At 54.5% G+C, this 24,291-nt stretch carries 26 protein-coding genes, 2 rRNA genes and 1 pseudogene; 18 read left to right on the top strand and 11 right to left on the bottom strand.

Features of this window, described 5'->3' with window-relative positions:
* Both BN3796_RS00535 and rrf read left to right on the top strand, forming a co-directional pair.
* Nucleotides 1-85 (top strand): 23S ribosomal RNA (locus BN3796_RS00535); the annotation flags it as partial.
* A 190-nt stretch (nt 86-275) separates the two neighbouring features.
* Nucleotides 276-391 (top strand): 5S ribosomal RNA (gene rrf / locus BN3796_RS00530).
* 99 nt (nt 392-490) lie between these two features.
* Here the strand turns inward: rrf and mobB are convergent.
* The gene (mobB, locus tag BN3796_RS00525; RefSeq protein ID WP_061706520.1) at nt 491-994 is read right to left on the bottom strand and encodes a molybdopterin-guanine dinucleotide biosynthesis protein MobB; all 504 of its coding nucleotides are present in this window, start codon (nt 992-994) and stop codon (nt 491-493) included.
* Entirely contained in the window at nt 991-1,575 is a 585-nt protein-coding gene (gene mobA / locus BN3796_RS00520; RefSeq protein WP_061706519.1) for a molybdenum cofactor guanylyltransferase MobA, read from the bottom strand. Before mobA ends, mobB begins: the two co-directional genes overlap by 4 nt.
* 67 nt (nt 1,576-1,642) lie before the next feature.
* Between mobA and BN3796_RS00515 the strand changes: the two genes are divergently transcribed.
* The 3 genes from BN3796_RS00515 to dsbA all read left to right on the top strand — a co-directional run bounded on the left by BN3796_RS00515 (nt 1,643) and on the right by dsbA (nt 3,624).
* Entirely contained in the window at nt 1,643-1,912 is a 270-nt protein-coding gene (locus tag BN3796_RS00515; protein ID WP_061706518.1) for a YihD family protein, read from the top strand.
* A gap of 75 nt (nt 1,913-1,987) precedes the next feature.
* The gene (locus BN3796_RS00510; RefSeq protein ID WP_061706517.1) at nt 1,988-2,974 is read left to right on the top strand and encodes a serine/threonine protein kinase; all 987 of its coding nucleotides are present in this window, start codon (nt 1,988-1,990) and stop codon (nt 2,972-2,974) included.
* A gap of 26 nt (nt 2,975-3,000) precedes the next feature.
* Entirely contained in the window at nt 3,001-3,624 is a 624-nt protein-coding gene (gene dsbA / locus BN3796_RS00505) for a thiol:disulfide interchange protein DsbA (RefSeq protein ID WP_061706516.1), read from the top strand.
* Between the two features lie 22 nt (nt 3,625-3,646).
* Here the strand turns inward: dsbA and BN3796_RS00500 are convergent, their stop codons facing one another.
* On the bottom strand, nt 3,647-4,498 hold the full coding sequence (locus tag BN3796_RS00500; protein ID WP_238379209.1) for an acyltransferase: 852 nt from the start codon (nt 4,496-4,498) through the stop codon (nt 3,647-3,649).
* On the opposite strand from BN3796_RS00500, the gene BN3796_RS20910 reads away from it, so the two are divergent.
* The 3 genes from BN3796_RS20910 to BN3796_RS21225 all read left to right on the top strand — a co-directional run bounded on the left by BN3796_RS20910 (nt 4,395) and on the right by BN3796_RS21225 (nt 7,997).
* Nucleotides 4,395-4,721, top strand: a complete 327-nt coding sequence (locus BN3796_RS20910; RefSeq protein ID WP_238379210.1) for a hypothetical protein — start codon at nt 4,395-4,397, stop codon at nt 4,719-4,721. The genes BN3796_RS00500 and BN3796_RS20910 overlap by 104 nt on opposite strands.
* A gap of 272 nt (nt 4,722-4,993) precedes the next feature.
* Complete coding sequence (gene polA, locus BN3796_RS00495; protein ID WP_061706514.1) at nt 4,994-7,783, top strand: DNA polymerase I; 2,790 nt, start codon at nt 4,994-4,996, stop codon at nt 7,781-7,783.
* A 166-nt stretch (nt 7,784-7,949) separates the two neighbouring features.
* Nucleotides 7,950-7,997, top strand: a complete 48-nt coding sequence (locus tag BN3796_RS21225) for a spot 42 RNA, inhibition of DNA synthesis (protein WP_071892919.1) — start codon at nt 7,950-7,952, stop codon at nt 7,995-7,997.
* A gap of 96 nt (nt 7,998-8,093) precedes the next feature.
* Here BN3796_RS21225 and yihA read toward each other — a convergent pair whose 3' ends face one another.
* Nucleotides 8,094-8,720 carry a ribosome biogenesis GTP-binding protein YihA/YsxC gene (yihA, locus tag BN3796_RS00490; RefSeq protein WP_061706513.1) on the bottom strand — a complete coding sequence of 209 codons (627 nt, stop codon included), beginning with the start codon at nt 8,718-8,720 and terminating at the stop codon, nt 8,094-8,096.
* Nucleotides 8,721-8,982: 262 nt separating this feature from the next.
* On the opposite strand from yihA, the pseudogene BN3796_RS21130 reads away from it, so the two are divergent.
* From BN3796_RS21130 to hemN, 3 genes and pseudogenes are all read left to right on the top strand, one after another.
* Nucleotides 8,983-9,111 (top strand): annotated as a pseudogene (locus BN3796_RS21130) (hypothetical protein); the annotation flags it as partial.
* Nucleotides 9,112-9,296: 185 nt separating this feature from the next.
* A complete protein-coding gene (gene yihI / locus BN3796_RS00485; RefSeq protein WP_061706512.1) occupies nt 9,297-9,812 on the top strand; it encodes a Der GTPase-activating protein YihI in 516 nt (171 codons plus the stop codon).
* A 188-nt stretch (nt 9,813-10,000) separates the two neighbouring features.
* Nucleotides 10,001-11,374 carry an oxygen-independent coproporphyrinogen III oxidase gene (gene hemN / locus BN3796_RS00480; RefSeq protein ID WP_061706511.1) on the top strand — a complete coding sequence of 458 codons (1,374 nt, stop codon included), beginning with the start codon at nt 10,001-10,003 and terminating at the stop codon, nt 11,372-11,374.
* Between the two features lie 99 nt (nt 11,375-11,473).
* Here the strand turns inward: hemN and BN3796_RS20620 are convergent, their stop codons facing one another.
* From BN3796_RS20620 to glnA, 4 genes are all read right to left on the bottom strand, one after another.
* Nucleotides 11,474-11,584, bottom strand: coding sequence for a YshB family small membrane protein (locus BN3796_RS20620; RefSeq protein ID WP_061706524.1), 111 nt, complete (start codon nt 11,582-11,584; stop codon nt 11,474-11,476).
* A 112-nt stretch (nt 11,585-11,696) separates the two neighbouring features.
* Complete coding sequence (gene glnG / locus BN3796_RS00470; RefSeq protein WP_061706510.1) at nt 11,697-13,109, bottom strand: nitrogen regulation protein NR(I); 1,413 nt, start codon at nt 13,107-13,109, stop codon at nt 11,697-11,699.
* Nucleotides 13,110-13,120: 11 nt separating this feature from the next.
* The gene (glnL, locus tag BN3796_RS00465; RefSeq protein WP_061706509.1) at nt 13,121-14,170 is read right to left on the bottom strand and encodes a nitrogen regulation protein NR(II); all 1,050 of its coding nucleotides are present in this window, start codon (nt 14,168-14,170) and stop codon (nt 13,121-13,123) included.
* Nucleotides 14,171-14,337: 167 nt separating this feature from the next.
* Nucleotides 14,338-15,747 carry a glutamate--ammonia ligase gene (glnA, locus tag BN3796_RS00460; protein WP_061706508.1) on the bottom strand — a complete coding sequence of 470 codons (1,410 nt, stop codon included), beginning with the start codon at nt 15,745-15,747 and terminating at the stop codon, nt 14,338-14,340.
* 376 nt (nt 15,748-16,123) lie between these two features.
* Here glnA and typA point away from each other — a divergent pair, with 376 nt between their 5' ends.
* The 7 genes from typA (at nt 16,124) to BN3796_RS00425 (ending at nt 21,791) form a co-directional block, all read left to right on the top strand.
* A complete protein-coding gene (gene typA / locus BN3796_RS00455) occupies nt 16,124-17,947 on the top strand; it encodes a ribosome-dependent GTPase TypA (RefSeq protein ID WP_061706507.1) in 1,824 nt (607 codons plus the stop codon).
* Nucleotides 17,948-18,164: 217 nt separating this feature from the next.
* The gene (gene yihX / locus BN3796_RS00450; protein WP_061706506.1) at nt 18,165-18,764 is read left to right on the top strand and encodes a glucose-1-phosphatase; all 600 of its coding nucleotides are present in this window, start codon (nt 18,165-18,167) and stop codon (nt 18,762-18,764) included.
* On the top strand, nt 18,758-19,639 hold the full coding sequence (locus BN3796_RS00445; protein WP_061706505.1) for a virulence factor BrkB family protein: 882 nt from the start codon (nt 18,758-18,760) through the stop codon (nt 19,637-19,639). Before yihX ends, BN3796_RS00445 begins: the two co-directional genes overlap by 7 nt.
* Nucleotides 19,636-20,073: a D-aminoacyl-tRNA deacylase gene (gene dtd, locus BN3796_RS00440; RefSeq protein WP_061706504.1), complete on the top strand. Its 438-nt coding sequence runs from the start codon at nt 19,636-19,638 to the stop codon at nt 20,071-20,073. Before BN3796_RS00445 ends, dtd begins: the two co-directional genes overlap by 4 nt.
* 44 nt (nt 20,074-20,117) lie before the next feature.
* Nucleotides 20,118-21,059 carry a fatty acid biosynthesis protein FabY gene (gene fabY, locus BN3796_RS00435; protein ID WP_061706503.1) on the top strand — a complete coding sequence of 314 codons (942 nt, stop codon included), beginning with the start codon at nt 20,118-20,120 and terminating at the stop codon, nt 21,057-21,059.
* A gap of 115 nt (nt 21,060-21,174) precedes the next feature.
* The gene (locus tag BN3796_RS00430) at nt 21,175-21,417 is read left to right on the top strand and encodes a ribbon-helix-helix protein, CopG family (RefSeq protein ID WP_061706502.1); all 243 of its coding nucleotides are present in this window, start codon (nt 21,175-21,177) and stop codon (nt 21,415-21,417) included.
* Nucleotides 21,418-21,419: 2 nt separating this feature from the next.
* Nucleotides 21,420-21,791, top strand: coding sequence for a type II toxin-antitoxin system VapC family toxin (locus BN3796_RS00425; RefSeq protein WP_081430619.1), 372 nt, complete (start codon nt 21,420-21,422; stop codon nt 21,789-21,791).
* Nucleotides 21,792-21,830: 39 nt separating this feature from the next.
* Here the strand turns inward: BN3796_RS00425 and fdhE are convergent, their stop codons facing one another.
* The 3 genes from fdhE to fdxH are packed head-to-tail and all read right to left on the bottom strand — an operon-like array spanning nt 21,831 to nt 24,291.
* Entirely contained in the window at nt 21,831-22,760 is a 930-nt protein-coding gene (gene fdhE, locus BN3796_RS00420; protein ID WP_061706501.1) for a formate dehydrogenase accessory protein FdhE, read from the bottom strand.
* On the bottom strand, nt 22,757-23,392 hold the full coding sequence (gene fdoI, locus BN3796_RS00415) for a formate dehydrogenase cytochrome b556 subunit (protein WP_061706500.1): 636 nt from the start codon (nt 23,390-23,392) through the stop codon (nt 22,757-22,759). Before fdoI ends, fdhE begins: the two co-directional genes overlap by 4 nt.
* A complete protein-coding gene (gene fdxH, locus BN3796_RS00410) occupies nt 23,389-24,291 on the bottom strand; it encodes a formate dehydrogenase subunit beta (RefSeq protein ID WP_061706499.1) in 903 nt (300 codons plus the stop codon). Before fdxH ends, fdoI begins: the two co-directional genes overlap by 4 nt.

Below are 24,291 nucleotides of genomic sequence, written 5' to 3'. Positions count from 1 at the left end.
AAGACGATGACGTTGATAGGCCGGGTGTGTAAGCGCAGCGATGCGTTGAGCTAACCGGTACTAATGAACCGTGAGGCTTAACCTTACAACGCCGAAGATGTTTTGGCGTGAGAGACCGATTTTCAGCTTAGATTCAGACGTCCGAAGGATTTTGCGCTGAGACAAGGCGGCAAGCGAAGAAAAGGAAGGAGCATACTGAAGTATGTGACTGACTTTACGAGCGCAGCCAACGCAGTATCAGCACAAAAGACACAGGACAGAGCGACAAGAATTTGCCTGGCGGCTTTAGCACGGTGGTCCCACCTGACCCCATGCCGAACTCAGAAGTGAAACGCCGCAGCGCCGATGGTAGTGTGGGGCCTCCCCATGCGAGAGTAGGGAACTGCCAGGCATCAAACAAGTGAAGAGGCCATCCGCAAGGATGGCCTTTTTGCGTTTTTGCACCACTGAATTTTGTAGACCGGGTAAGGCGAAGCCGCCACTCGGCAAATCAGAGCGTACTCCACGTCACAATAAACGCTGCAATCCCATCTACATCATTCAAATCCAGCACCGGAATTTCCAGCGGTAACGAAACATCACTGGCCACTGCAATCACATGCTCATCCAGCGTTAATTCGCTGACATCATGCCCGGCATCGCTTCGGAACAGTAAGATTTTCGCAACCGCTTCATGTTTAAACCCTTCAACCAGCACCAGGTCCAGAGTGGAATGATCCATACGACTGACCAGATAAGCGAGATCCAGCGGCGCTTCATCCGGGATTTCTGTCATCAATGCCCAGCGCCGGGAACTAGCCACTATTGTCTGGGCCGCGCCAGCCTTACGTAGCTCATAGCTGTCTTTTCCCGGCTTATCGACATCCATATTATGGTGAGTGTGTTTAATCAATCCGGGACGAATACCTTTGCTGCAAAGCGCAGGTATCAGTTTCTTCAGCAGCGTGGTTTTTCCTGTACCGCTCCATGCCGCAATCGCTAATACGGGAATCATTTATGCTCCTGCATCATCAGTAAATCTTCCGTAGTATTCACATTCACAAACGCTGATTTCAGATCGCTAAAATCAACCGGATGGCCGCCGGAACGACGCATAAACATCATTACCCGTCGTTCTCCGGTAGTAAGGTAATTTTGCAGGTCTGGAACTAACCCTCTGTTAATCAAAGCAATAGTGGGATGATCCCGTTCGCCGTCATGGGCCCATACTACGGGGGCGTCCTCGCGCTGCTGAACGAACCTTTCCACCAGACAGGCGGGAATAAAAGGGGTATCACAGGCGCAAAAGACAAACCACTCGCCTGACGCCTGCTGCATAACGCTTAACATGCCGGCCAGCGGCCCCGGGAAATCCGCAAGCGTATCCCTAATCACAGGGAATCCGCTTTGCTGATAAGTATCGATATGCCGGTTGGCGCTGATGGTTATCGCTGATACCTGATTTTTCAGGGCGTCAGCCACATGCTGCCAGAGCGGTTTGCCGTTAAGTAACTGCAATCCTTTATCTTTTCCGCCCATACGCCTGGCCCGGCCCCCGGCCAGAATGACGCCCGTTATGTTCCGGTGCTGATCCAAAAATATCGCCTCTTTTATTGTGGGATTGACCCTGTTAACGTGTCTTTCTACACGAAAGGAGCACACTATGAAATGCAAACGTCTGAATGAAGTTATCGAACTCCTCCAGCCTGCCTGGCAGAAAGAGCCAGAACTCAATCTGATGCAATTTTTACAGAAACTGGCGAAAGAGTCAGGTTATGAGGGCGAGCTGGCCGACCTTTCTGATGACATCCTTATCTATCATCTTAAGATGCGTGATTCCGCAAAAGATGCGGCTATCCCGGGTATTCAGAAAGATTATGAAGAAGATTTTAAAACGGCGCTGCTGCGCGCGCGTGGCGTAATCAAAGAGTAAAAGCGTGTAATTGGCGCCACCGAGTCCGCCGTTAAATGATATCCTGAATCATTCGTATAGTTTCCGGATGATCGGATGAACGACAACGCTTTTACTTTCCAGACACTACACCCGGATACCATTATGGATGCGCTGTTCGAGCAGGGTATCCGCGTGGACTCCGGGCTTACCCCTTTAAACAGTTACGAAAACCGCGTTTATCAGTTTCAGGACGAGGATCGGCAGCGCTTCGTTGTTAAATTCTATCGCCCTCACCGCTGGACGGCTGAGCAAATTCAGGAAGAACACCAGTTCGCTCTCGATCTGCTTGATGATGAAGTTCCTGTCGCCGCGCCTTTGCTCTTTAATCAGCAGACTCTGCTCACGCATCAGGGCTTCTTCTATGCCGTTTTTCCCTGTCTCGGTGGTCGTCAGTTTGAAGCTGATAATATCGATCAGATGGAGTCTGTGGCGCGTTATCTTGGTCGGATCCATCAGACAGCCCGTAAGCGTATTTTCCAGGTGCGTCCGACAATGGGAATTGAGGAATACCTGACTGCGCCGCGGCAGGTATTTGAAGCCACATCGCTTATTCCCGCATCCTTAAAAGTGGCATTCCTGAATGCGACAGATGCGCTTATTGATGCGACCAAAGCGCGCTGGGATAATAACGTTCCGGTGCTTCGTCTGCACGGCGACTGCCACGCCGGAAATATTCTCTGGCGCGACGGCCCTCTATTTGTCGATCTTGACGATGCCCGTATGGGGCCTGCTATTCAGGATCTGTGGATGCTGCTCAACGGTGATAAAGCTGAGCAACGTATGCAGCTTGAAACGATTATCGAAGCCTATGAGGAGTTTAGCCCTTTCAATTCAGACGAAATCGTCCTGATTGAGCCTTTACGTGCCATGCGTTTTGTCTATTATCTCGCGTGGTTAATCAGGCGTTGGGATGATCCCGCATTTCCCAGAAACTTCCCGTGGTTAAGCGGAGAAGATTACTGGCGCAATCAGATAACCATTTTTACTGAACAGGTGAAGGTTCTGCAGGAACCGCCTCTACAATTAACGCCAATGTATTAATCGACACACCCAGGAGAAAGTTGATCATGAAAAAAATTTGGCTGGCGCTGGCAGGAATGATTCTGGCATTTAGCGCATCTGCGGCACAGTTTACCGACGGTAAACAGTACACCACGCTTGAAAAGCCGGTTGCAGGCGAACCGCAGGTACTGGAATTTTTCTCGTTCTACTGCCCGCACTGCTACCAGTTCGAGGAAGTGCTTCATGTTTCTGACAACGTGAAGAAAAAGCTGCCGGAAGGCACCAAAATGACTAAGTATCACGTTGAGTTCCTTGGTCCGCTGGGCAAAGAGCTGACTCAGGCGTGGGCCGTTGCGATGGCGCTGGGCGTGGAAGACAAAGTCACCGCTCCGATGTTTGAAGCCGTGCAGAAAACCCAGACCGTACAAACCGTTGCGGACATCCGCAAGGTCTTTGTGGATGCGGGCGTAAAAGGGGAAGAGTATGACGCGGCCTGGAACAGTTTTGTCGTGAAATCTCTGGTGGCCCAGCAGGAAAAAGCCGCGGCGGATCTGCAGCTGCAGGGTGTGCCGGCAATGTTTGTTAACGGCAAATACCAGCTGAACATGCAGGGAATGGATACCAGCAGCATGGATATTTTCGTTCAGCAATATGCGGATACCGTAAAATATCTGGTTGAAAAGAAGTAAGTGAAAGAAGCAAAAACGCCGGTCAATGACCGGCGTTTTTGTTTGAGGCTTTGAGATTTTCAATCAGCATATCTTTTTCGTTCCACAGGGTATTCAGCCAGAGCTGGAAATGCCGCTTGAAGTTTTTATCGTTAACATAATCCCCGTGTAACTCCTCCGCGACGGGCAGCATATTTACCCGAACCACAATGCGTGTCAGCTTACCGCTGAGCATATCACTGAAAGGAGTTTTATCATTTTCCGGATAACAGAGCGTGACGTTCAGCATTTTATCGAACTGGTTGCCGAGCACGTTGAGCGCCATGGCAATACCTGCCGCTTTGGGTGGCAGCAGATTTTTATAGGGTGACCGGCTCTGGCGGCGTTTCTCTTCGGTAAAGCGGGAGCCTTCAACGAAATTCACAATGGTAGTGGGATGGAGGCGAAATTTCTCGCAGGAGCGGCGTGTGGTTTCGACATCTTTGCCGCGCCGTTCCGGATGACGGATTAAATAACTGCGGGAATAGCGTTTCATAAAAGGCATATCCAGCGCCCAGCATGCGAGACCAATAAACGGTACCCAGGCCAGCTCCTGCTTGAGAAAATACTTATTCATCGGGATATGTTTGCGAAACAGGACGCACAACACCACAATATCTGCCCAGCTGTGGTGGTTACAGATCAGCAAATACCAGTTTTTCTTATTCAGACCTTCCAGCCCTTCCACATCCCATTTCAGATATGGATTTAAATGCAGCAGCGCCGCCAGCCCTTCGCACCAGCAGTACATCATGAAATTACAAAATGTCGATACGGCTCGCCAGACAGGAGGCACAGGCAGAAGCAACTTAACGATCCCGGCCACGATGATCGGTACGGAACAGGCGATGGTGATTAGAATAGTTAAAGCGATGCTCAGAAGCAGGGTTATCGCAGCGAGTAATCTCGACATGGCTTTTATTTTCAAAAAGTTATATGTAAAAAGGCGGCCAGGTTGTAGGCGCAGGGCGCTGATTTTACCAGAAAAGCATCAGAAGATTGGTGGTTTCACACTGGAATCCTTGGCGTTTTGCGCTGTACCAGAGGAAAATACTGGCTCGCTGATCCTGTCGCGCTGAATATCCACATCGCGTAAATAGTCACCACGGGTAAAAATTCAGCGACAATACCTTATTAACCCATTGAATAATTTAATCAAAAGCGATCTGCAGGATCGAAAGATTAACAATTATTAATGCGGAAAATAAAATATTCACAAAGTTATCCACAGAGAAATTTTGCGACCGATCCAGACGACCGCAAAATCTTTTCCTGTATTGCGCCCTAAAAACTGATGTTTTCATCCTTCTGTGGCATCCTTTATCCATAAATTGATAAAAGGCACGACATTATGGTTCAGATCCCAGAAAACCCGCTTATTCTCGTCGACGGCTCCTCTTACCTGTATCGGGCGTATCATGCGTTTCCTCCTCTGACCAACAGCGCAGGAGAGCCTACCGGCGCAATGTACGGCGTGCTGAACATGCTGCGTAGCTTGATTTTGCAGTATCACCCTTCGCATGCCGCCGTGGTCTTTGACGCGAAAGGGAAAACCTTCCGTGATGAGCTATTTGAACATTACAAATCCCACCGCCCGCCGATGCCGGACGATCTGCGTGCGCAGATCGAGCCGCTGCACGCCATGGTGAAAGCGATGGGCCTGCCGCTGCTGGCGGTATCCGGCGTAGAAGCGGACGACGTCATCGGTACGCTGGCGCGCGAAGCTGAAAAAATGGGCCGTCCGGTACTGATCAGCACCGGTGATAAAGATATGGCGCAGCTGGTCACGCCGAACATCACCCTGATCAACACCATGACCAATACCATTCTTGGCCCGGACGAGGTGGTCACGAAATATGGCGTACCGCCGGAGCTGATCATCGACTTCCTCGCCCTGATGGGCGACTCGTCGGATAACATTCCGGGTGTTCCTGGCGTCGGGGAAAAGACCGCCCAGGCGCTGCTGCAGGGGCTGGGCGGGCTGGATACGCTCTATGCGGAGCCGGAAAAAATCGCCGGGCTTACCTTCCGCGGCGCCAAAACCATGGCGGTGAAGCTTGAACAAAACAAAGAGGTGGCCTACCTCTCTTACCAGCTGGCAACCATCAAAACCGACGTGGAGCTTGAACTCACCTGCGATCGGCTTGAGGTGCAGCCGCCGCTGGCGGATGAGCTTCTCTCCCTGTTCAGAAAGTATGAGTTCAAGCGCTGGACTGCCGACGTTGAGGCCGGAAAATGGCTGCAGGCAAAAGGCGCTAAACCTGTGGCTAAGCCGCAGGAAAGCGTAGCGGATAGCGCTGAAGAGCCAGAAGAAGAAGCCGCGGCGCTCTCCTCTGAGCACTATGAGACGGTGCTGGAAGAGGCACAGCTCATCGCCTGGATTGAGAAGCTGAAAAAAGCGCCGGTCTTTGCGTTCGATACTGAAACCGACAGTCTGGACAACGTCTCTGCCAACCTGGTGGGACTCTCGTTCGCCACGGAACCCGGCATCGCCGCTTACGTTCCGGTTGCCCATGACTATCTTGATGCGCCGGATCAGATCCCGCGTGAGCGCGTACTGGAACTGTTAAAGCCCATTCTGGAAGATGAAAAGGCGCTGAAGGTGGGGCAGAACCTGAAGTTCGATCGCGGGATTATGCAAAACTACGGTATTGAGTTGCGCGGTATCGCCTTCGACACCATGCTGGAATCTTATATCCTTGATAGCGTCGCTGGCCGCCACGATATGGATTCCCTTTCTGCGCGCTGGCTGAAGCACAACACCATTACCTTTGAAGCGATCGCAGGGAAGGGTAAAAATCAGCTTACCTTTAACCAGATTGCCCTGGAGGAGGCCGGACGTTATGCGGCGGAAGATGCCGACGTCACGCTTCAGCTGCATCTGAAGATGTGGCCTAAACTGCAAAAGTTTGCCGGTCCGTTGAACGTGTTCGAACATATCGAAATGCCGCTGGTGCCTGTTCTCTCTCGTATTGAGCGCAACGGCGTCAAAATCGATCCTGCCGTGCTGCACAAACATTCCGAAGAGATCGCCCTGCGCCTCAACGAGCTGGAGCAAAAAGCGCATGATATTGCAGGCGAGGCGTTTAACCTCTCCTCCACCAAGCAGCTGCAAACCATTCTGTTTGAAAAGCAGGGCATCAAGCCGCTGAAGAAAACCCCTGGTGGGGCGCCCTCTACTTCGGAAGAGGTGCTGGAAGAGCTGGCGCTGGATTACCCTCTGCCGAAGGTCATTCTGGAATATCGCGGCCTGGCTAAGCTGAAGTCGACCTATACTGACAAACTGCCGCTGATGATCAATCCTAAAACCGGTCGCGTCCATACCTCGTACCACCAGGCGGTGGCGGCAACCGGCCGACTCTCCTCTACCGATCCGAACCTGCAGAACATTCCTGTGCGCAACGAAGAGGGACGCCGTATTCGTCAGGCCTTCATCGCGCCGGAAGAGTATGTGATCGTCTCCGCCGACTACTCGCAGATTGAGCTGCGCATCATGGCGCACCTGTCGCGTGATAAAGGCTTACTGAGCGCGTTTGCCGAAGGAAAGGATATTCACCGGGCAACGGCGGCAGAAGTATTTGGCCTGCCGCTGGAGAGCGTCACCGGCGAGCAGCGCCGCAGCGCGAAAGCGATTAACTTTGGTCTGATTTACGGTATGAGCGCTTTCGGCCTGTCGCGTCAGCTGAATATTCCGCGGAAAGAGTCGCAGAAGTATATGGATCTCTACTTCGAACGCTATCCGGGCGTACTGCAATATATGGAGCGTACCCGCGCGCAGGCGAAAGAGAAAGGCTATGTAGAGACCCTGGATGGTCGTCGTCTTTACCTGCCGGACATCAAATCCAGCAACGCGGCGCGCCGGGCTGGCGCCGAGCGTGCGGCAATTAACGCGCCGATGCAGGGGACCGCAGCGGATATCATCAAACGCGCCATGATCGCGGTTGACGCCTGGCTGGAAAAAGAGAAACCGCGTGTGCGGATGATCATGCAGGTACACGATGAACTGGTGTTTGAAGTGCATCGTGACGATGTTGACGCCGTCTCGAAAAAGATCCACGAACTAATGGAAAACAGCATGAAGCTGGACGTTCCGTTGCTGGTGGAAGTGGGTGTGGGCGAAAACTGGGATCAGGCTCACTAAAGGTTGACGGAACAAGAGCGATGTTCCGTAAGTAAGCAACATAAATAAGAACTTTTTGTGACGGTAATTAAAATTTCTTCTGTAAAGAATGAAAAAAAACTACAAAAAGTGCTTTTTCCAGCGACAAAAAAAGGGTAGAGTTAACGACGTAGGGTACAGAGGTAAGATGTTCTATCTTTCAGACCTTTTACTTCACGTAATCGGATTTGGCTGAATATTTTAGCCGCCCCAGTCAGTAATGACTGGGGCGTTTTTTATGCGCCAAAGAAAATGGGCGATAAAAAAAGCGCGGACATCGCCGCGCTTCCTGTTACTCTTCCGCTTCTGTTGCGGGCTCCAGTTCGTTAAACCAGCTGTCCAGCTTCTGACGCAGCTTGTCCACGCCCTGTTTCTTCAGGGAAGAGAATGCTTCCACCTGCACATCGCCGTTAAAGGCAATCACAGCTTCGCGAACCATATTCAGTTGCGCCTTACGCGCACCGCTCGCCAGCTTGTCGGCTTTGGTAAGCAGCACCAGCACGGCAATATCACTCTCAACCGCCCAGCGAATCATCTGCTGATCGAGATCTTTAAGCGGATGACGAATATCCATCAGCACCACCAGGCCCTTCAGGCAGAGGCGTTTTTCCAGGTATTCACCCAGCGCGCGTTGCCATTTGATCTTCATCTCTTCCGGTACTTCTGCATAGCCATAACCGGGCAGATCCACCAGGCGTTTGCCGTCGGCCACCTCAAAGAGGTTAATCAGCTGGGTACGGCCCGGCGTTTTTGAGGTACGCGCCAGGTTTTTCTGATTAGTAAGCGTGTTCAGGGCGCTGGATTTTCCCGCATTGGAGCGGCCAGCGAATGCCACTTCAAGCCCTGTGTCGGCAGGCAGATGGCGAATGTCAGGCGCGCTGGTTACAAAACGCGTCTGTTGGTAATTCCATTGGGTCACGTGGTCGTCTCCGAAAATCGTTATCTGAGAGGATTATACCTGAATGCGGACAAAAGGCTTTTCCCATCGCGCCAGCAATGTAAGTTATAACCCTTCAGATTGTAAGACATTGGCTATTTATACCCTGGGAGATTGAAGAGACGCTTCAGGTGAACAAAATAGCAAATCATTAATAAACAATAACTTAATATTAAGTAATATTCTTAAAATCCATTTCTGCATCGCACAGAGCCTTGTTAGTTATGCGAAGTAAGGTAAAGTAATGTTTATAGCGAGGACGCTGACAGGATTACGACTTAAGGACAAGGGTCAGGAACGCCAGGAGGCGAAGACTCAGGATTGTCAGGATGATAGCGCCAGGAGGCGTTTAAAAGGGAAAAGGAACCGTATCAGGGACGGTAGCAGCCAAAGGATAGCCAGGGTCGGTTGTAGGCAAACAAGGACGATAAGACCCGTTCAGGGTTATGAGTCAGGAAAAAAGGCGACAGATTGCTCTGTCGCCTTTTTTCTTTGCTTGCTTTCTGCTAGATTTCGCCGCAATTCTATACTGAAGAAAACGGCTTAAAGATAAAGATTATGAAAAAACCGACCTCCGCACCGGCTGCAAAACGCCCTGCAAAAGCGCGCCGCAAATCGCGTGAAGAAATAAACCAGGAAGCACGCGACCGCAAACGTGCGAAGAAGCACCGCGGTCACGCTGCGGGCAGTCGTGCAACCGGAGGCGGTGCATCTGGCTCCTCTGCGCAAAACAACAAAAATAAAGATCCGCGTATCGGCAGTAAAAAACCGGTTCCGCTGGGCGTGACTGACACCCCGGTAACAAAGCAGCACAAACCAAAGAGCGAGAAACCTATGCTTTCACCGCAGGATGAGCTGGAAATGCTGGAGAACGATGAGCGCCTGGATGCGCTGCTGGAGCGTCTGGAAGAGGGCGAAACCCTGACCGCCGAAGAGCAGACCTGGGTCGATGCCAAACTGGACCGCATCGACGAGCTGATGCAGAAGCTCGGCCTCTCTTATGACGATGAAGAGGAAGAAGAGGAAGACGACAAGCAGGAAGATATGATGCGTCTTCTGAAGGGTGGAAACTAACATTTGCACCCGGCAGGTACTTTGGTCCTGCTTATAACCCTTCCGGTTATATGTTATCTGGTGTGGTTATTCGTTAAACTACGGCGGTTGTCGCGGCGACAGAAGTGGCTGCGCACCCGGATGATGGCCCGCAATGGGGCCAGAACGGGCCGCCGTATACGAACGCGACACCAACGGAAGGAGTGAGCATGTCTGTACCAACCATCGACTGGGATCTGGCCCTTATCCAGAAATATAACTATTCCGGGCCGCGTTATACGTCCTATCCCACCGCGCTGGAGTTTAACGAATCCTTCGGCGAGGCTGAGTTTCAGCAGGCGGTGGGGCGCTACCCTGAGCGCCCGCTCTCTCTCTACGTCCACATCCCGTTCTGCCATAAGCTCTGCTACTTTTGCGGCTGCAATAAAATTGTCACCCGGCAGCAGCACAAGGCCGATCAGTATCTTGATGCGCTGGAGCAGGAGATTCGCCATCGCGCGCCGCTGTTCGCCGGACGGCAGGTCAGCCAGCTCCACTGGGGCGGCGGCACGCCCACCTATCTGAACAAAGCGCAGATCAGCCGCCTGATGGGGCTGTTGCGCCAGCATTTCCGTTTTAACGACGACGCGGAGATCTCGATCGAGGTCGATCCGCGTGAAATCGAGCTGGATGTACTGGATCACTTACGCGCCGAAGGCTTTAACCGCCTGAGCATGGGCGTGCAGGATTTCAATAAAGAGGTGCAGCGGCTGGTCAATCGCGAGCAGGATGAAGAGTTTATCTTTGCCTTACTCAACCATGCCCGCGAAATTGGTTTTACCTCCACCAACATCGACCTGATTTATGGCCTGCCGAAACAGACGCCGGAGAGCTTTGCCTTTACGCTCCAGCGCGTGGCTGAGCTTAACCCGGATCGCCTGAGCGTCTTTAATTACGCGCATCTGCCGACGCTCTTTGCGGCGCAGCGTAAAATTAAGGATGCCGATCTGCCTTCCGCTCAGCAGAAGCTTGATATTTTGCAGCAGACCATCGCCTCGCTGACCGGGGCGGGCTATCAGTTTATCGGCATGGATCACTTTGCCCGCCCGGATAACGAGCTGGCTGTCGCCCAGCGGGAAGGGGTGCTGCATCGTAACTTCCAGGGCTACACCACCCAAGGGGATACCGATCTGCTGGGCATGGGCGTATCGGCCATTAGCATGCTTGGCGACTGCTACGCGCAGAACCAGAAAGAGCTGAAGCTCTACTATCAGCAGGTAGACGAAACCGGCAACGCGCTGTGGCGCGGCATCGCATTAACCCGCGACGACTGCATTCGTCGTGATGTGATTAAGGCGCTGATCTGTAATTTCCGTCTCGATTTTGCCGCAACGGAAACGCAGTGGGATCTGAACTTTAAAGCCTATTTTGCAGAGGACCTGGCGCTGCTCGCGCCGCTGGCAAAAGACGGGCTGGTGGAGATCGCGGAAAGCAGTATCGAGGTGACGCCGAAGGGACGGTTGTTGATTCGTAATATCTGCATGTGTTTCGACGCATATCTGCGCCAGAAGGCGCGTCTGCAGCAATTTTCGCGCGTGATTTAAGACGCATCGCCGGGTGGCGCTTCGCTTACCCGGCCTACATTTGAGATTTTGTAGGCCGGGTAAGGCGAAGTTGCCGCCCGGCTTTTCATCGACAACGTGCTAGCTAAACAGCCCAACCAGCGCCGCACACAGTACCGCAGCGACGGCGGTTTGCGGCGTGTGGCTTTCCGCAGCTCCGCTCGAAAGCAAAGTCATTAATGATTCCAGCATGATGGTCCCCCCCAAATTTCCGGGCACGATCATACAAAACTCATCGGAACAGTAAAGCGCAAAATAACGTCACTTTGCGCTCAATTATTCATCTTTACATTACGACTGCGCGTTACTCCATTCCCAGCTCTTTCAGCTTGCGTGTCAGGGTGTTTCGCCCCCAACCCAGCAGGCGGGCCGCCTCCTGTTTATGTCCCTGGGTATGGCGAAGGGCGGTGGTCAGCAGCGTGCGCTCCATTTCGGGCTGCGCCTCGGAAAGGAGATTTTGATGACCGGAACGCAGCGCCCGATCGGCCCACTGCGCCAGCAGGGTCGCCCAGCTGTCCGGCAGGGTCTGGCCGGTGGTGCTTTCCGGAACGGTCGCCTCAAACAGTTCGGCCGGAAGATCCTGAATAAGCACCTCCTGGCCCGCGGCCATGACCGTCAGCCAGCGGCAGGTATTTTCCAGCTGGCGCACGTTGCCCGGCCAGGCCAGACGCGTCAGCGCGGCGTCCGTTTCCGGGTGAAGCTGCTTAGCCTCCACGCCCAGCTCGCGGGCGGCAATCTGCAGGAAATGGCGGGCCAGGCGGGGGATATCCTCCCGACGCTCACGCAGCGGCGGCAGATGTACGCGGATGACGTTCAGGCGATGGAAGAGATCCTCGCGAAATTGCCCCTCCTGCACACGGCGCTCCAGATTCTGGTGCGTGGCGGCGATAATCCGCACATCCACCTTTACCGGGGCATAGCCGCCGACGCGGTAGAACTGGCCATCGGCCAGCACGCGCAGCAGACGGGTCTGCACATCCAGCGGCATATCACCGATTTCATCCAGAAACAGCGTCCCGCCGTCAGCCTGCTCGAAGCGGCCCTGACGGATAGTGTTTGCGCCGGTAAACGCCCCTTTCTCATGGCCGAACAGCTCCGACTCGATAAGATCTTTCGGGATGGCCGCCATATTCAGGGCGATAAAAGGGGCTTTCGCCCGCGGGCTGTGGCGGTGCAGGGCATGGGCGACCAGCTCTTTCCCGGTACCGGATTCGCCGTTAATCAGCACGCTGATGGACGAGCGTGACAGCCGGCCAATAATGCGAAACACATCCTGCATGGCGGGTGCTTCGCCAATAATATCGGTTGTCGGGCCAAATTCGGGGGCATGACGCGGCTGCTGCTGCTCCTGGTAATGGCTGATGGCGCGCTCGACCAGCGCCACCGCTTCGTCGATATCAAACGGCTTGGGCAGGTAATCAAACGCTCCCTGCTGATAGGCGCTTACCGCCGCATCCAGATCGGAATGGGCGGTCATGATGATGACCGGCAGCATAGGGTGTCGCTGCTTAATCTGTTTTAACAGCGCCAGACCGTCCATCCCCGGCATACGAATATCTGAGAGCAGTACGTCCGGTGTTTTGGTGGTGAGCGCATCAAGCACCTCGCTGCCGCTTTCAAACGACACGCAGCTAAGCCCTGCCCCGGTGAGCGCGCGTTCAAGCACCCAGCGGATAGAGCTATCATCATCGACTACCCAGACTATCCCTCGTTGCATCGTCGTCACCTTTATTTTTTGATGGGCAGATAGACCGAAAATTCGGTATGACCTGGCCAGCTGTTAAATTCAATTTTGCCGGAGTGCTGATCGATAAGGCTGCGGGCGATAGAAAGCCCAAGCCCGGTCCCTCCTTCACGGCCGCTCACCATTGGATAGAAAAGCGTGTCCTGAAGATGAGGCGGTATGCCGGGACCGTTATCCTCGACGTCAATCCGTGCCGCCAGGCGGTAGCGAACACCGTGCAGCGTCAGCTGGAAAGCGGTGCGGGTGCGCAGGATGATTTCGCCCCCCTCCGGCCCCAGCGCCTGGAAGGCGTTACGGACGATATTCAGCAGTACCTGTTCAATTTGATCCGGGTCGTGCGGCAGCTCCGGCAGGCTCGGATCGTAATCGCGCACCAGGCGAACGTTGGGCGGCAGCTCCAGCGAAACCAGCTTCACCACGCGCTCCGCCACTTTATGAATGCTTTCCGTCACGTGCATACCGGGATGCTGAGGGCCAAGCAGCCTGTCCACCAGGTTGCGCAGGCGATCGGCCTGCTCAATGATGACGTTGGTGTACTCCGCGAGCATCGGGTCCGGCAGCGCTTTCGTTAACAGCTGCGCCGCGCCGCGCAGGCCGCCCAGCGGATTTTTGATCTCATGGGCCAGGCCGCGCACCAGATCGCGCGCCGCAATCTGCTGTGCGTGCTGGAGCTGCTCCTGGCTGAGGCGGCGCTGGTTATCCATCGGCGCCATCTCCAGCAGAATCAGCCCGTCCGGCAGCCTCTGCGCCGTGAGTGACAGAATATGCGAGCGGCCGTCGATTACCAGCGTCACTTCGTTATCGGTAAAGCCCTGGCCCGCCAGCAGACTCTCCTGCATCAGGCTGATATTGAGAGAAAAATAGCTCAGCAGTTCCGGCAATGGGGTGCCGAAAAGTTTACGCGAGCTTTGCGCCAGCAGCTGTTGCGCCGCCGGGTTGGCGTAATGCACCGCCAGCTCGTCGTCGACCAACAGAATACTGTTAATTAAAGAATTAAGGATCTGCCCAGCATCGGGCAGCTCGCCAGTTGCCATTTAGCAGTCTCCTGGAGTGGTTGCACTATTTTAGTGCATTATAGCTTTTTGATGTGCCAAAGCGCGCAGGATTAGGGTGTTGGCGGAGAAAAAAGCCCATCCTGGGATGGGCTAAAGTTTCCACGGCAACTACTCCCGACGCTGACGCGCCGGGTAAAACAAATCAATTAAACGCTGTAGTACAGCTCAAACTCAACCGGGTGCGGCGTCATGCGAACGCGGTCGTTCTCTTCGCGGCGCAGCGCGATGTAGGCATCAATCGCTTCGTCGGTGAACACGCCGCCAGCGGTCAGGAACTCGCGGTCCAGATCCAGCTCGTTCAGCGCTTCTTCCAGAGAACCGGCAACCTGTGGGATCTCTTTCGCCTCTTCCGGCGGCAGGTCGTACAGGTTCTTATCCATCGCTTCGCCCGGGTGGATCTTGTTCTTAATACCGTCAAGGCCAGCCATCAGCAGCGCGGCGAAGCAGAGGTACGGGTTAGCCGCCGGGTCCGGGAAGCGCACTTCGATACGACGCGCTTTCGGGGACGCGACAACCGGAATACGGATAGAGGCGGAACGGTTACGGGCGGAGTAAGCCAGCATAACCGGCGCTTCGTAACCCGGGACCAGACGCTTGTAGGAGTTGGTGGTCGGGTTCGCCAGGGCGTTGATCGCTTTCGCGTGCTTAATCACGCCGCCGATATAGTAGAGCGCCTGCTCGGACAGACCCGCATATTTGTCGCCAGAGAAGAGGTTGGTGCCATTCTTCGACAGGGACATGTGGCAGTGCATACCGGAGCCGTTATCACCGAACATCGGTTTTGGCATAAAGGTTGCGGTTTTGCCGAAGCGGTGCGCGACGTTGTGAACCACATATTTGTAGATCTGAATTTCGTCCGCTTTTTTGGTCATGGTGTTGAAGCGGGTTGCCACTTCGTTTTGACCAGCGGTTGCCACTTCGTGGTGGTGCGCTTCAACAACCAGACCCATCTGCTCCATGACGGAACACATTTCAGAACGGATGTCCTGGGAAGAGTCTACCGGCGGAACCGGGAAGTAACCGCCTTTCACCGCCGGGCGGTGGCCTTTGTTGCCGCCTTCGTATTTGGTGGAGGAGTTCCATGCGCCTTCGATGTCGTCGATCGCCACGTGAGAACCGGAAATAGACGCGCCGAAACGGATGTCATCAAACAGGAAGAACTCTGGCTCTGGCCCGAACAGAACGGTATCGGCGATGCCGGTAGAGCGCAGGTACTCTTCAGCGCGCTTGGCGATGGAACGCGGATCGCGGTCGTAGCCCTGCAGGGTGCCCGGCTCCAGGATATCGCAGCGGATGATCAGGGTAGAGTCAGCGTAGAACGGATCGATGACCGCGGTGGAGGCGTCCGGCATCAGAACCATGTCAGATTCGTTAATGCCTTTCCAGCCGCCGATGGAGGAGCCGTCAAACATTTTGCCTTCTTCAAAGAACTCGGCGTTTACCTGATGAGCAGGAATCGTGACGTGCTGTTCTTTACCTTTGGTGTCGGTGAAGCGAAGATCGACAAACTTCACTTCGTGTTCATTCAGCATCGTCAAAACGTGTTCAGCGGACATACTTACTCTCCAGAATGGTCATTGTCGTCGTGGTAACGAGGTCATCTAATCAGCGTATTGCTGGCGGTCGTGCCATAATTTTTATAAAGCGAAATCTGTGCCAACTTTTAAAACACCCCAAAAAGGCGTTATCATGCACGCCATAGTGCAAAAGTGCTGCACCACGATGGTTATGTTGCACCAATATAGTGCCTCAACATGAGCGTTGAGCACCATATTGGTGCAATTTTCGTTAAAGTGCCCTTTTTACGCTGCGTGAAAGCGATCACAGTGCAACTCTGCAATACTTGTTTGCGGAGGATGTTTGTGATCCTGTTTAGTCCTTCGATTAATACGTGTACAATAACGCGCTATTTCTAATGCCTGAGGCAAAGTTGTGATCGAAAAATTGCGTAACATCGCCATCATTGCGCACGTTGACCATGGTAAAACGACCCTGGTTGACAAGCTGCTGCAGCAATCCGGTACGTTCGACGAGCGTGCTGAAACACAAGAGCGTGTGATGGACTCCAACGATTTGGAGAAAGAGCGTGGGATTACCATCCTCGCAAAAAACACCGCGATCAAATGGAATGATTATCGTATCAACATCGTTGATACCCCGGGGCACGCCGACTTCGGTGGTGAAGTTGAGCGCGTGATGTCCATGGTGGATTCCGTGCTGCTGGTGGTTGATGCGTTTGACGGCCCGATGCCGCAGACGCGCTTCGTGACCAAAAAAGCATTTGCCCATGGCCTGAAGCCTATCGTGGTTATCAACAAGGTTGACCGTCCTGGCGCGCGTCCTGACTGGGTTGTCGATCAGGTATTCGACCTGTTCGTTAACCTCGACGCCACCGACGAACAGCTGGACTTCCCGATCGTTTACGCCTCTGCGCTGAACGGTATCGCGGGTCTGGATCATGAAGATATGGCGGAAGATATGACCCCGCTGTATCAGGCGATTGTCGACCACGTGCCGGCGCCGGACGTAGATCTGGACGGTCCGTTCCAGATGCAGATTTCTCAGCTGGACTACAACAACTATGTTGGCGTTATCGGCATCGGCCGTATCAAACGCGGCAAAGTGAAGCCGAACCAGCAGGTCACTATCATCGATAGCGAAGGCAAAACCCGCAACGGTAAAGTGGGTAAAGTGCTGGGCCACCTGGGTCTGGAGCGTATTGATGCCGATCTCGCTGAAGCGGGCGACATCATCGCTATCACCGGTCTGGGCGAGCTGAACATCTCCGACACCATCTGCGATCCGCAGGCGGTTGAAGCGCTGCCTGCTCTGTCTGTTGATGAGCCGACCGTCTCCATGTTCTTCAACGTCAACACCTCGCCGTTCTGTGGTAAAGAAGGTAAGTTCGTGACTTCACGTCAGATCCTTGACCGTCTGAACAAAGAGCTGGTGCACAACGTGGCGCTGCGCGTGGAAGAGACTGAAGACGCCGATGCGTTCCGCGTATCTGGCCGTGGCGAACTGCACCTGTCTGTTCTTATCGAAAACATGCGTCGTGAAGGTTTCGAGCTGGCGGTATCCCGTCCGAAAGTTATCTTCCGTGAAATCGATGGCCGTAAACAAGAGCCGTTCGAGAACGTGACGCTGGACGTTGAAGAGCAGCACCAGGGTTCTGTCATGCAGGCACTGGGTGAGCGTAAAGGCGACCTGAAAAACATGAATCCGGACGGCAAAGGCCGCGTACGTCTCGACTACGTGATCCCAAGCCGTGGCCTGATCGGCTTCCGTTCCGAGTTCATGACCATGACCTCCGGTACCGGTCTGCTCTACTCCACCTTCAGCCACTACGACGACATTCGTCCGGGCGAAGTGGGCCAGCGTAACAACGGCGTGCTGATCTCCAACGGTCAGGGTAAAGCGGTTGCGTTCGCCCTGTTCGGCCTGCAGGATCGCGGTAAGCTGTTCCTCGGTCACGGCGCGGAAGTCTATGAAGGCCAGATCATCGGTATTCACAGCCGTTCTAACGACCTGACCGTTAACTGCCTGACCGGTAAGAAACTGACCAACATGCGTGCGTCCGGTACGGACGAAGCGACGGTTCTGGTTCCGCCGATCAAGATGACCCTGGAGCAGGCTCTGGAGTTTATCGATGACGACGAACTGGTAGAAGTGACTCCGCTCTCTATCCGTATCCGTAAGCGTCACCTGACCGAGAACGATCGTAAACGCGCAAACCGCGGTGCGAAAGAAGAGTAATTCGTTCCATCCGTAAGCCTGGAAAGCGTCCGCGCTACCGGTGCAAATAAAAAGCCGCTGATTTCAGCGGCTTTTTTTCGCCAAATTATTCCTCTCGCGCCTGTTTTGGCCGTTCACCCGTCGTCTTGACCCGCCTTTTTTAAGTGCGAACCGGCGCATAGCCAAAGCCTGGCTTTCCCGCTACAGTTATTTCTCCACGGCGCAGAAGGAGATAAACATGCTTTATATCTTTGACTTAGGAAACGTAATCGTCGATATCGATTTTAATCGGGTGTTAGGCGCATGGAGCAATTTCAGCCGTGTTCCGCTGGCGACGCTCAGGCAGAAATTCACCATGGGCGAGGCGTTTCATCAGCATGAGCGGGGTGAGATCGACGATGAATGCTTTGCCGAGAAGCTCTGCCATGAAATGGATCTCCCTCTGAGCTACGAGCAGTTTTCCCACGGCTGGCAGGCGGTATTTGTGGCGCTTCGCCCGGAGGTCATCGCGATTATGCATAAACTGCGCGAGCAGGGGCATCGCGTGGTGGTGCTCTCCAATACCAACCGTCTGCACACCACCTTCTGGCCGGACGAATATCCGGAAATCAAAGCCGCCGCGGATAAAATTTATCTCTCTCAGGAGATGGGGATGCGTAAGCCGGAAGCGCGTATCTACCAGGCCGTATTACAGGAAGAGGGTTTCAGCGCCGCCGATGCGGTCTTTTTTGACGACAACGCCGATAATATAGAAGGGGCTAACCAGGTGGGTATCACCTCAATTCTGGTGACCGGAAAAGAGACGATACCGAACTACTTTGCGAAGCAGCTATGCTAAAAACCGTTCATCAAAAAGCCACGCACCATACTCGTCCGCTACGGGCGTGGCTGAAGCTACTCTGGCATCGCATTGACGAAGACAACATGACCACGCTGGCGGGAAATCTCGCTTACGTGTCGTTGCTCTCGCTGGTGCCGCTGGTAGCGGTGATCTTTGCCCTGTTCGCCGCGTTCCCGATGTTTTCTGAAGTCAGCCTCCAGCTTCGCCACTTTGTTTTTGCTAACTTTATGCCCGCCACGGGCGATATCATTCAGCGCTACATTGAGCAGTTTGTTGCGAACTCCAGCAAAATGACGGCGGTGGGGGCGTGTGGCCTGATTGTCACCGCACTGCTGCTGATGTATGCCATCGACAGTGCCCTCAACACCATCTGGCGCAGCAAAAAAACGCGGCCAAAAGTCTACTCCTTCGCGGTCTACTGGATGATTCTGACGCTCGGGCCGCTGCTCGCGGGGGCAAGCCTGGCGATCAGCTCCTATCTGCTCTCTCTGCGCTGGGCCAGCGAGCTTAATACCGTTATCGACAACGTGCTGCGCCTCTTCCCGCTGATCCTCTCCTGGCTTACCTTCTGGCTACTCTATAGCGTCGTGCCCACCACGCGGGTACCCAACCGGGATGCCGTGGTGGGGGCGTTGGTAGCGGCCATGCTCTTTGAGTTGGGCAAAAAAGGGTTTGCGCTTTACATCACCATGTTCCCTTCCTATCAGCTGATCTACGGCGTACTGGCGGTCGTGCCGATTTTGTTTGTCTGGGTCTACTGGACCTGGTGCATCGTCTTGCTTGGCGCGGAAATAACTGTCACTCTCGGGGTCTACCGCGAACTCAAACAAGCAGCAGAAGCTGAAAAAAGACAAGAAGCAGACAAACTATGATTGCATTAATTCAGCGCGTAACCCGTGCCAGCGTCACCGTGGAGGGAGAGGTGACGGGTGAAATCGGCCCAGGACTTTTGGTGTTGTTAGGTGTCGAAAAAGAGGACGATGAACAGAAGGCCAACCGCCTGTGCGAGCGCGTGCTGGGTTACCGTATTTTCAGCGACGCCGATGGCAAGATGAATCTTAACGTTCAGCAGGCGGGCGGCAGCGTGCTGGTGGTGTCGCAATTTACGCTGGCGGCAGATACAGAACGCGGCATGCGTCCCTCTTTTTCTAAAGGGGCCACGCCGGATCGCGCCGAAGCGCTGTATGAATACTTTGTCGAGCGTTGCCGTCAGCAGGCAATCAACACGCAAACCGGACGATTCGCGGCGGATATGCAGGTTTCGCTGGTGAACGACGGGCCTGTCACCTTCTGGCTTCAGGTATGAGTGGCCTTCCGGTATGGCCGCGGACAACAAGAGAGAACACTGCCATGTATCACCTTCGAGTACCGCAAACTGAAGAAGAGTTAGCTCTGTATTACCAGTTCCGCTGGGAGATGTTACGTAAGCCGCTGCATCAGCCGAAGGGCTCTGAACGCGACGCCTGGGATGCCATGGCGCATCACCAGATGGTGATGGACGAAGAGGGCAACCTGGTGGCGGTGGGGCGGTTATATATTAACGCTGACAACGAGGCCTCCATCCGCTTTATGGCCGTGCATCCGGAGGTGCAGGATAAAGGGCTGGGCACGCTGATGGCGATGACCCTGGAGTCGGTCGCCCGTCAGGAAGGGGTCAAGCGCGTCACCTGTAGCGCCCGCGAAGATGCGGTGGAGTTTTTCGCCAAACTCGGTTTTGTGAATCAGGGGGAGATTACCGCTCCGCAAACCACGCCGATTCGCCACTTTCTGATGATCAAGCCTATCGCCACCCTGGATGACATTCTCCACCGCGCCGACTGGTGTGGTCAGCTCCAGCAGGCCTGGTATCAGCATATTCCCCTCAGTGAAAAGATGGGCGTGCGTATCCAGCAATATACCGGGCAGAAATTTATCACCACCATGCCGGAGGCGGGCAATCAGAACCCGCACCACACCCTCTTTGCCGGCAGCCTCTTTTCCCTGGCGACGCTCACCGGCTGGGGGCTGATCTGGCTGATGCTGCGCGAGCGCCACCTCGGCGGCACCATTATTCTGGCCGATGCCCATATCCGTTATAGCAACCCCATCAGCGGCAAACCGAGCGCGGTGGCCGATCTCGGCTCGCTCAGCGGCGACCTTGACCGTCTTGCCCGCGGCCGTAAGGCGCGCGTGCAAATGCAGGTGGAGCTCTTTGGCGACGACGCGCCCGGCGCGGTCTTTGAAGGGATCTATATCGTTCTGCCCGCGAAGCCCTACGGCGCGTATGAAGAGGGCGGGAACGAGGAGGAATAATATTCTGGAAGCGGCTCGCAAAAGGTACTTTTACCTTGAGAATTTGCTTTCCCGCGAAACTGTTAAAGAGTATGTTGCCTAAAAATCAACCGTCGATGATATACTAAGGTGATATATGTCTCTTTTGGCGAATCTTGATATGGGCAGAATACTGATCGATTTATCTGATGACGTCATTCAACGGCTGGATAACCTTAAACAGTTGCGGAACCAGCCGCGTGCCGAATTGCTTCGGGAAGCAATAGAACAATATCTCGATCAGCAGAGTTCTTCGGTTATCCGTGATGCGCTTGGTCTGTGGGGAAACCAGCAGGAAGATGGGCTGGAGTATGAGCGTAAGCTGCGTGAGGAGTGGTAATCATGGAACACATGGCAGTGTTCGACACCAATATCCTTATCGATCTTTTCAATAACCGCCTTGAGGCTGCCAGTGCGATTGAAAACGCAGCATCGCATCGCGCCATTAGCTTAATTACCTGGATGGAAGTGATGGTGGGCGCGCGTAAATATGGTCATGAAGCGAAAACGGCGGCAGTGTTGGGCGCTTTTGAGATTATTGATGTGTCGCGCGATATTGCTGAACGAAGCGTATTGCTCCGCGAGGCACACGGAATGAAATTGCCGGATGCCATTATTCTGGCAACTGCCCGGAGCAGAAATTGTTCGCTGTTCTCACGCAATACAAAAGACTTTGCGGGAATTGATGGGGTCATTTCACCCTATCAGCTGTAGGCCGGGCAAGCTTGCGCCGCCCGGCACTGTCACAGGAATTTACTCCCCTTCACCCGGGAACAGGAACGGGTTGATAGAGCTGCGGGCAAAGCCCTCCTGCTCCATGCGTGCGTCCAGCACCAGCGTGGCGAGATCGTCTGCGACCGCTTCGACTTTCGGGTCCTTTTCCTGATAGAGGATCTTCAGGTAGGTGCCGCAGTCGCCGCAGCTTTCGGCTTTCACCGCCGCGGCTTCGTTTTCCAGCGACCAGTAGTTGAGATCGCGGGTTTGCTCGCAGTTGCTGCACTTCACACGCACCACGTGCCACTCGGTTTCGCACAGGTTGCAGTGCAGGTAGCGCAGCCCCTGGGTGGTGCCAATCTGCACCATACTGGAGACCGGCATCGAGCCGCAGACCGGGCAGAACTGGCGCGCTTCACCATATTCGGCGCGCGCTTTACCCGGGATCAGGCTCGCCATCTGCGCCCAGTAGAGTGACAGGGCGGCCCAGATGAACGGGGCTTTGTCGCTGCTGACGGAGGCAAAGTCAGAGGCAAACAGCGCGCTCGCCATCTCCTCCAGCTCCTGGTCAGAGGCTTTTTCCAGATTCTCGATCACCGCCAGCGCCGGACCGCTCATCTCTGGCTTTAGCTCAGCAATCAGCGAATGCAGCAGCTTGTGCCAGTGCTTATCGCGCGGCAGCGTGTGGATATCCAGCGGCGGCTTGCCCTGCGCGTTCGCCTCTTTCAGGCGGGCGGTCAGGTCCATCTCCAGCGGATGGTCATACAGCACCACTTCCTGCGCGTGGGCGATTAGCGCGGCAAAGCGCAGGAAATCGCCCAGCGGGTTGCTCTCAGCCAGTTCGCGCAGACGTTCGGCGCGGCGGTTATAGAGGTGTTTGAGCCGGGGGAACAATAACGGCGGAATATATTCCGCCGTGCGTTTCTCGCTCGAACCCAGCTCATCTTGCGGGATTATGCGAATACTCATTCAGATGATTTTTCCTGTTTCTGGCGAACTTCACGGTACCAGCGCGGGTGATGTTTTCTTGCCCACGTTTTGGTAACCCATCCTTCCACCATCGCGGTAATGGTGCCTTTTACCCAAAGGGCGGCGTAAATATGCACCATGATAACCACAATTAGCGCCACTGCGGCAAATGAATGCAGCATTAACGCAAATCGGATCACCGGGATTGAGAAAGCAGGCGCAAAGTACGGACGCCAGATGACCACGCCGCTCGCCAGCAACAGCACCAGCAGGATAATCGCCGCCCAGAAAACGCATTTCTGACCGAAGTTATAGCGCCCGGTATCACCCACTTCCTCGTTGACGACGATCTTACGAATATTCTTCGCCCAAAAGATATCATCCCGATTGATTAGGTTATGGTGCCAGTAACGGAAAAACATGATGATGAACGAGGCGAACATCACCACCCCTACAAACGGGTGGAGGATGCGCGCCAGCTGCGGCGTACCGAGAATATGCATCAGCCAGTTAAAGGACGGGAAGAAAAAGCCCAGCCCGCTTATCGCCGCCAGCAAGAAGCAGAAGGCGGTGATCCAGTGGTTAATGCGTTCCGGCGCCGTGTAGCGCACGATGGTGTCACGTCTTCTCATTTGCGCACCTCGTCTTTCTCTTCATGCAGGTTGTCCTCTTCCTCTTCCGCGCGGTTCGGACCGACACCCACGTAGTGGAAGATGCTCGCTGCGAAGGTGGCCGCAAAGCCAACGGCGGCCAGCGGTTTCCAGATCCCTTTCCAGAATTTGACGGTTTCGCTGATCTCCGGGTTCTCCGGCAGGCCGTGATAGAGATTCGGTTTGTCGGCATGGTGCAGCACATACATCACGTGCGTACCCCCTACGCCCGCCGGATCGTACAGGCCTGCGTTCTCATAACCGCGGGTTTTCAGCTCACCCACGCGATCGGCGGCCAGCGTTTTCATCTCATCCTTGGTGCCAAAGTGAATGGCGCCGGTCGGACAGGTTTTGACGCAGGCGGGCTCCTGGCCCACGACCACGCGGTCGACGCAGAGCGTGCATTTATAGACGCGGTTGTCTTCCGGGTTGAGGCGTGGCACGTCGAATGGACAGCCCGCTATGCAATAGCCGCAGCCGATGCACTGCTCGGACTGGAAGTCGACGATGCCGTTGGCGTACTGAATGATTGCCCCTTCCGCCGGGCAGGCCTTCAAGCAGCCCGGATCGGCACAGTGCATACAGCCATCCTTGCGGATTAGCCACTCCAGTTTGTCGTTCTGCTCCACTTCCGAGAAGCGCATCACCGTCCAGGATTTGGCGGTGAGATCCGCCGGGTTATCATAGACCCCGACGTTATGCCCCACTTCATCACGGATGTCGTTCCACTCGGAACAGGCCACCTGGCAGGCTTTACAGCCGATACAGGTGGTGACGTCGATAAGCTTCGCCACCTCCTGCTGGTGGTCCCGCGCCTGAGGCGCGGGGGTGAAGCCGTTAGTCGCGGAACGACGAATGATGTCTTGCGATTGATAAGCCAT

The organism is Pseudenterobacter timonensis (assembly GCF_900021175.1).
GTDB classification, from domain to species: domain Bacteria; phylum Pseudomonadota; class Gammaproteobacteria; order Enterobacterales; family Enterobacteriaceae; genus Enterobacter; species Enterobacter timonensis.
The sequence above is the reverse complement of the archived record's forward strand: the minus strand, read 5'-3'. Positions and strand labels throughout refer to the sequence as shown.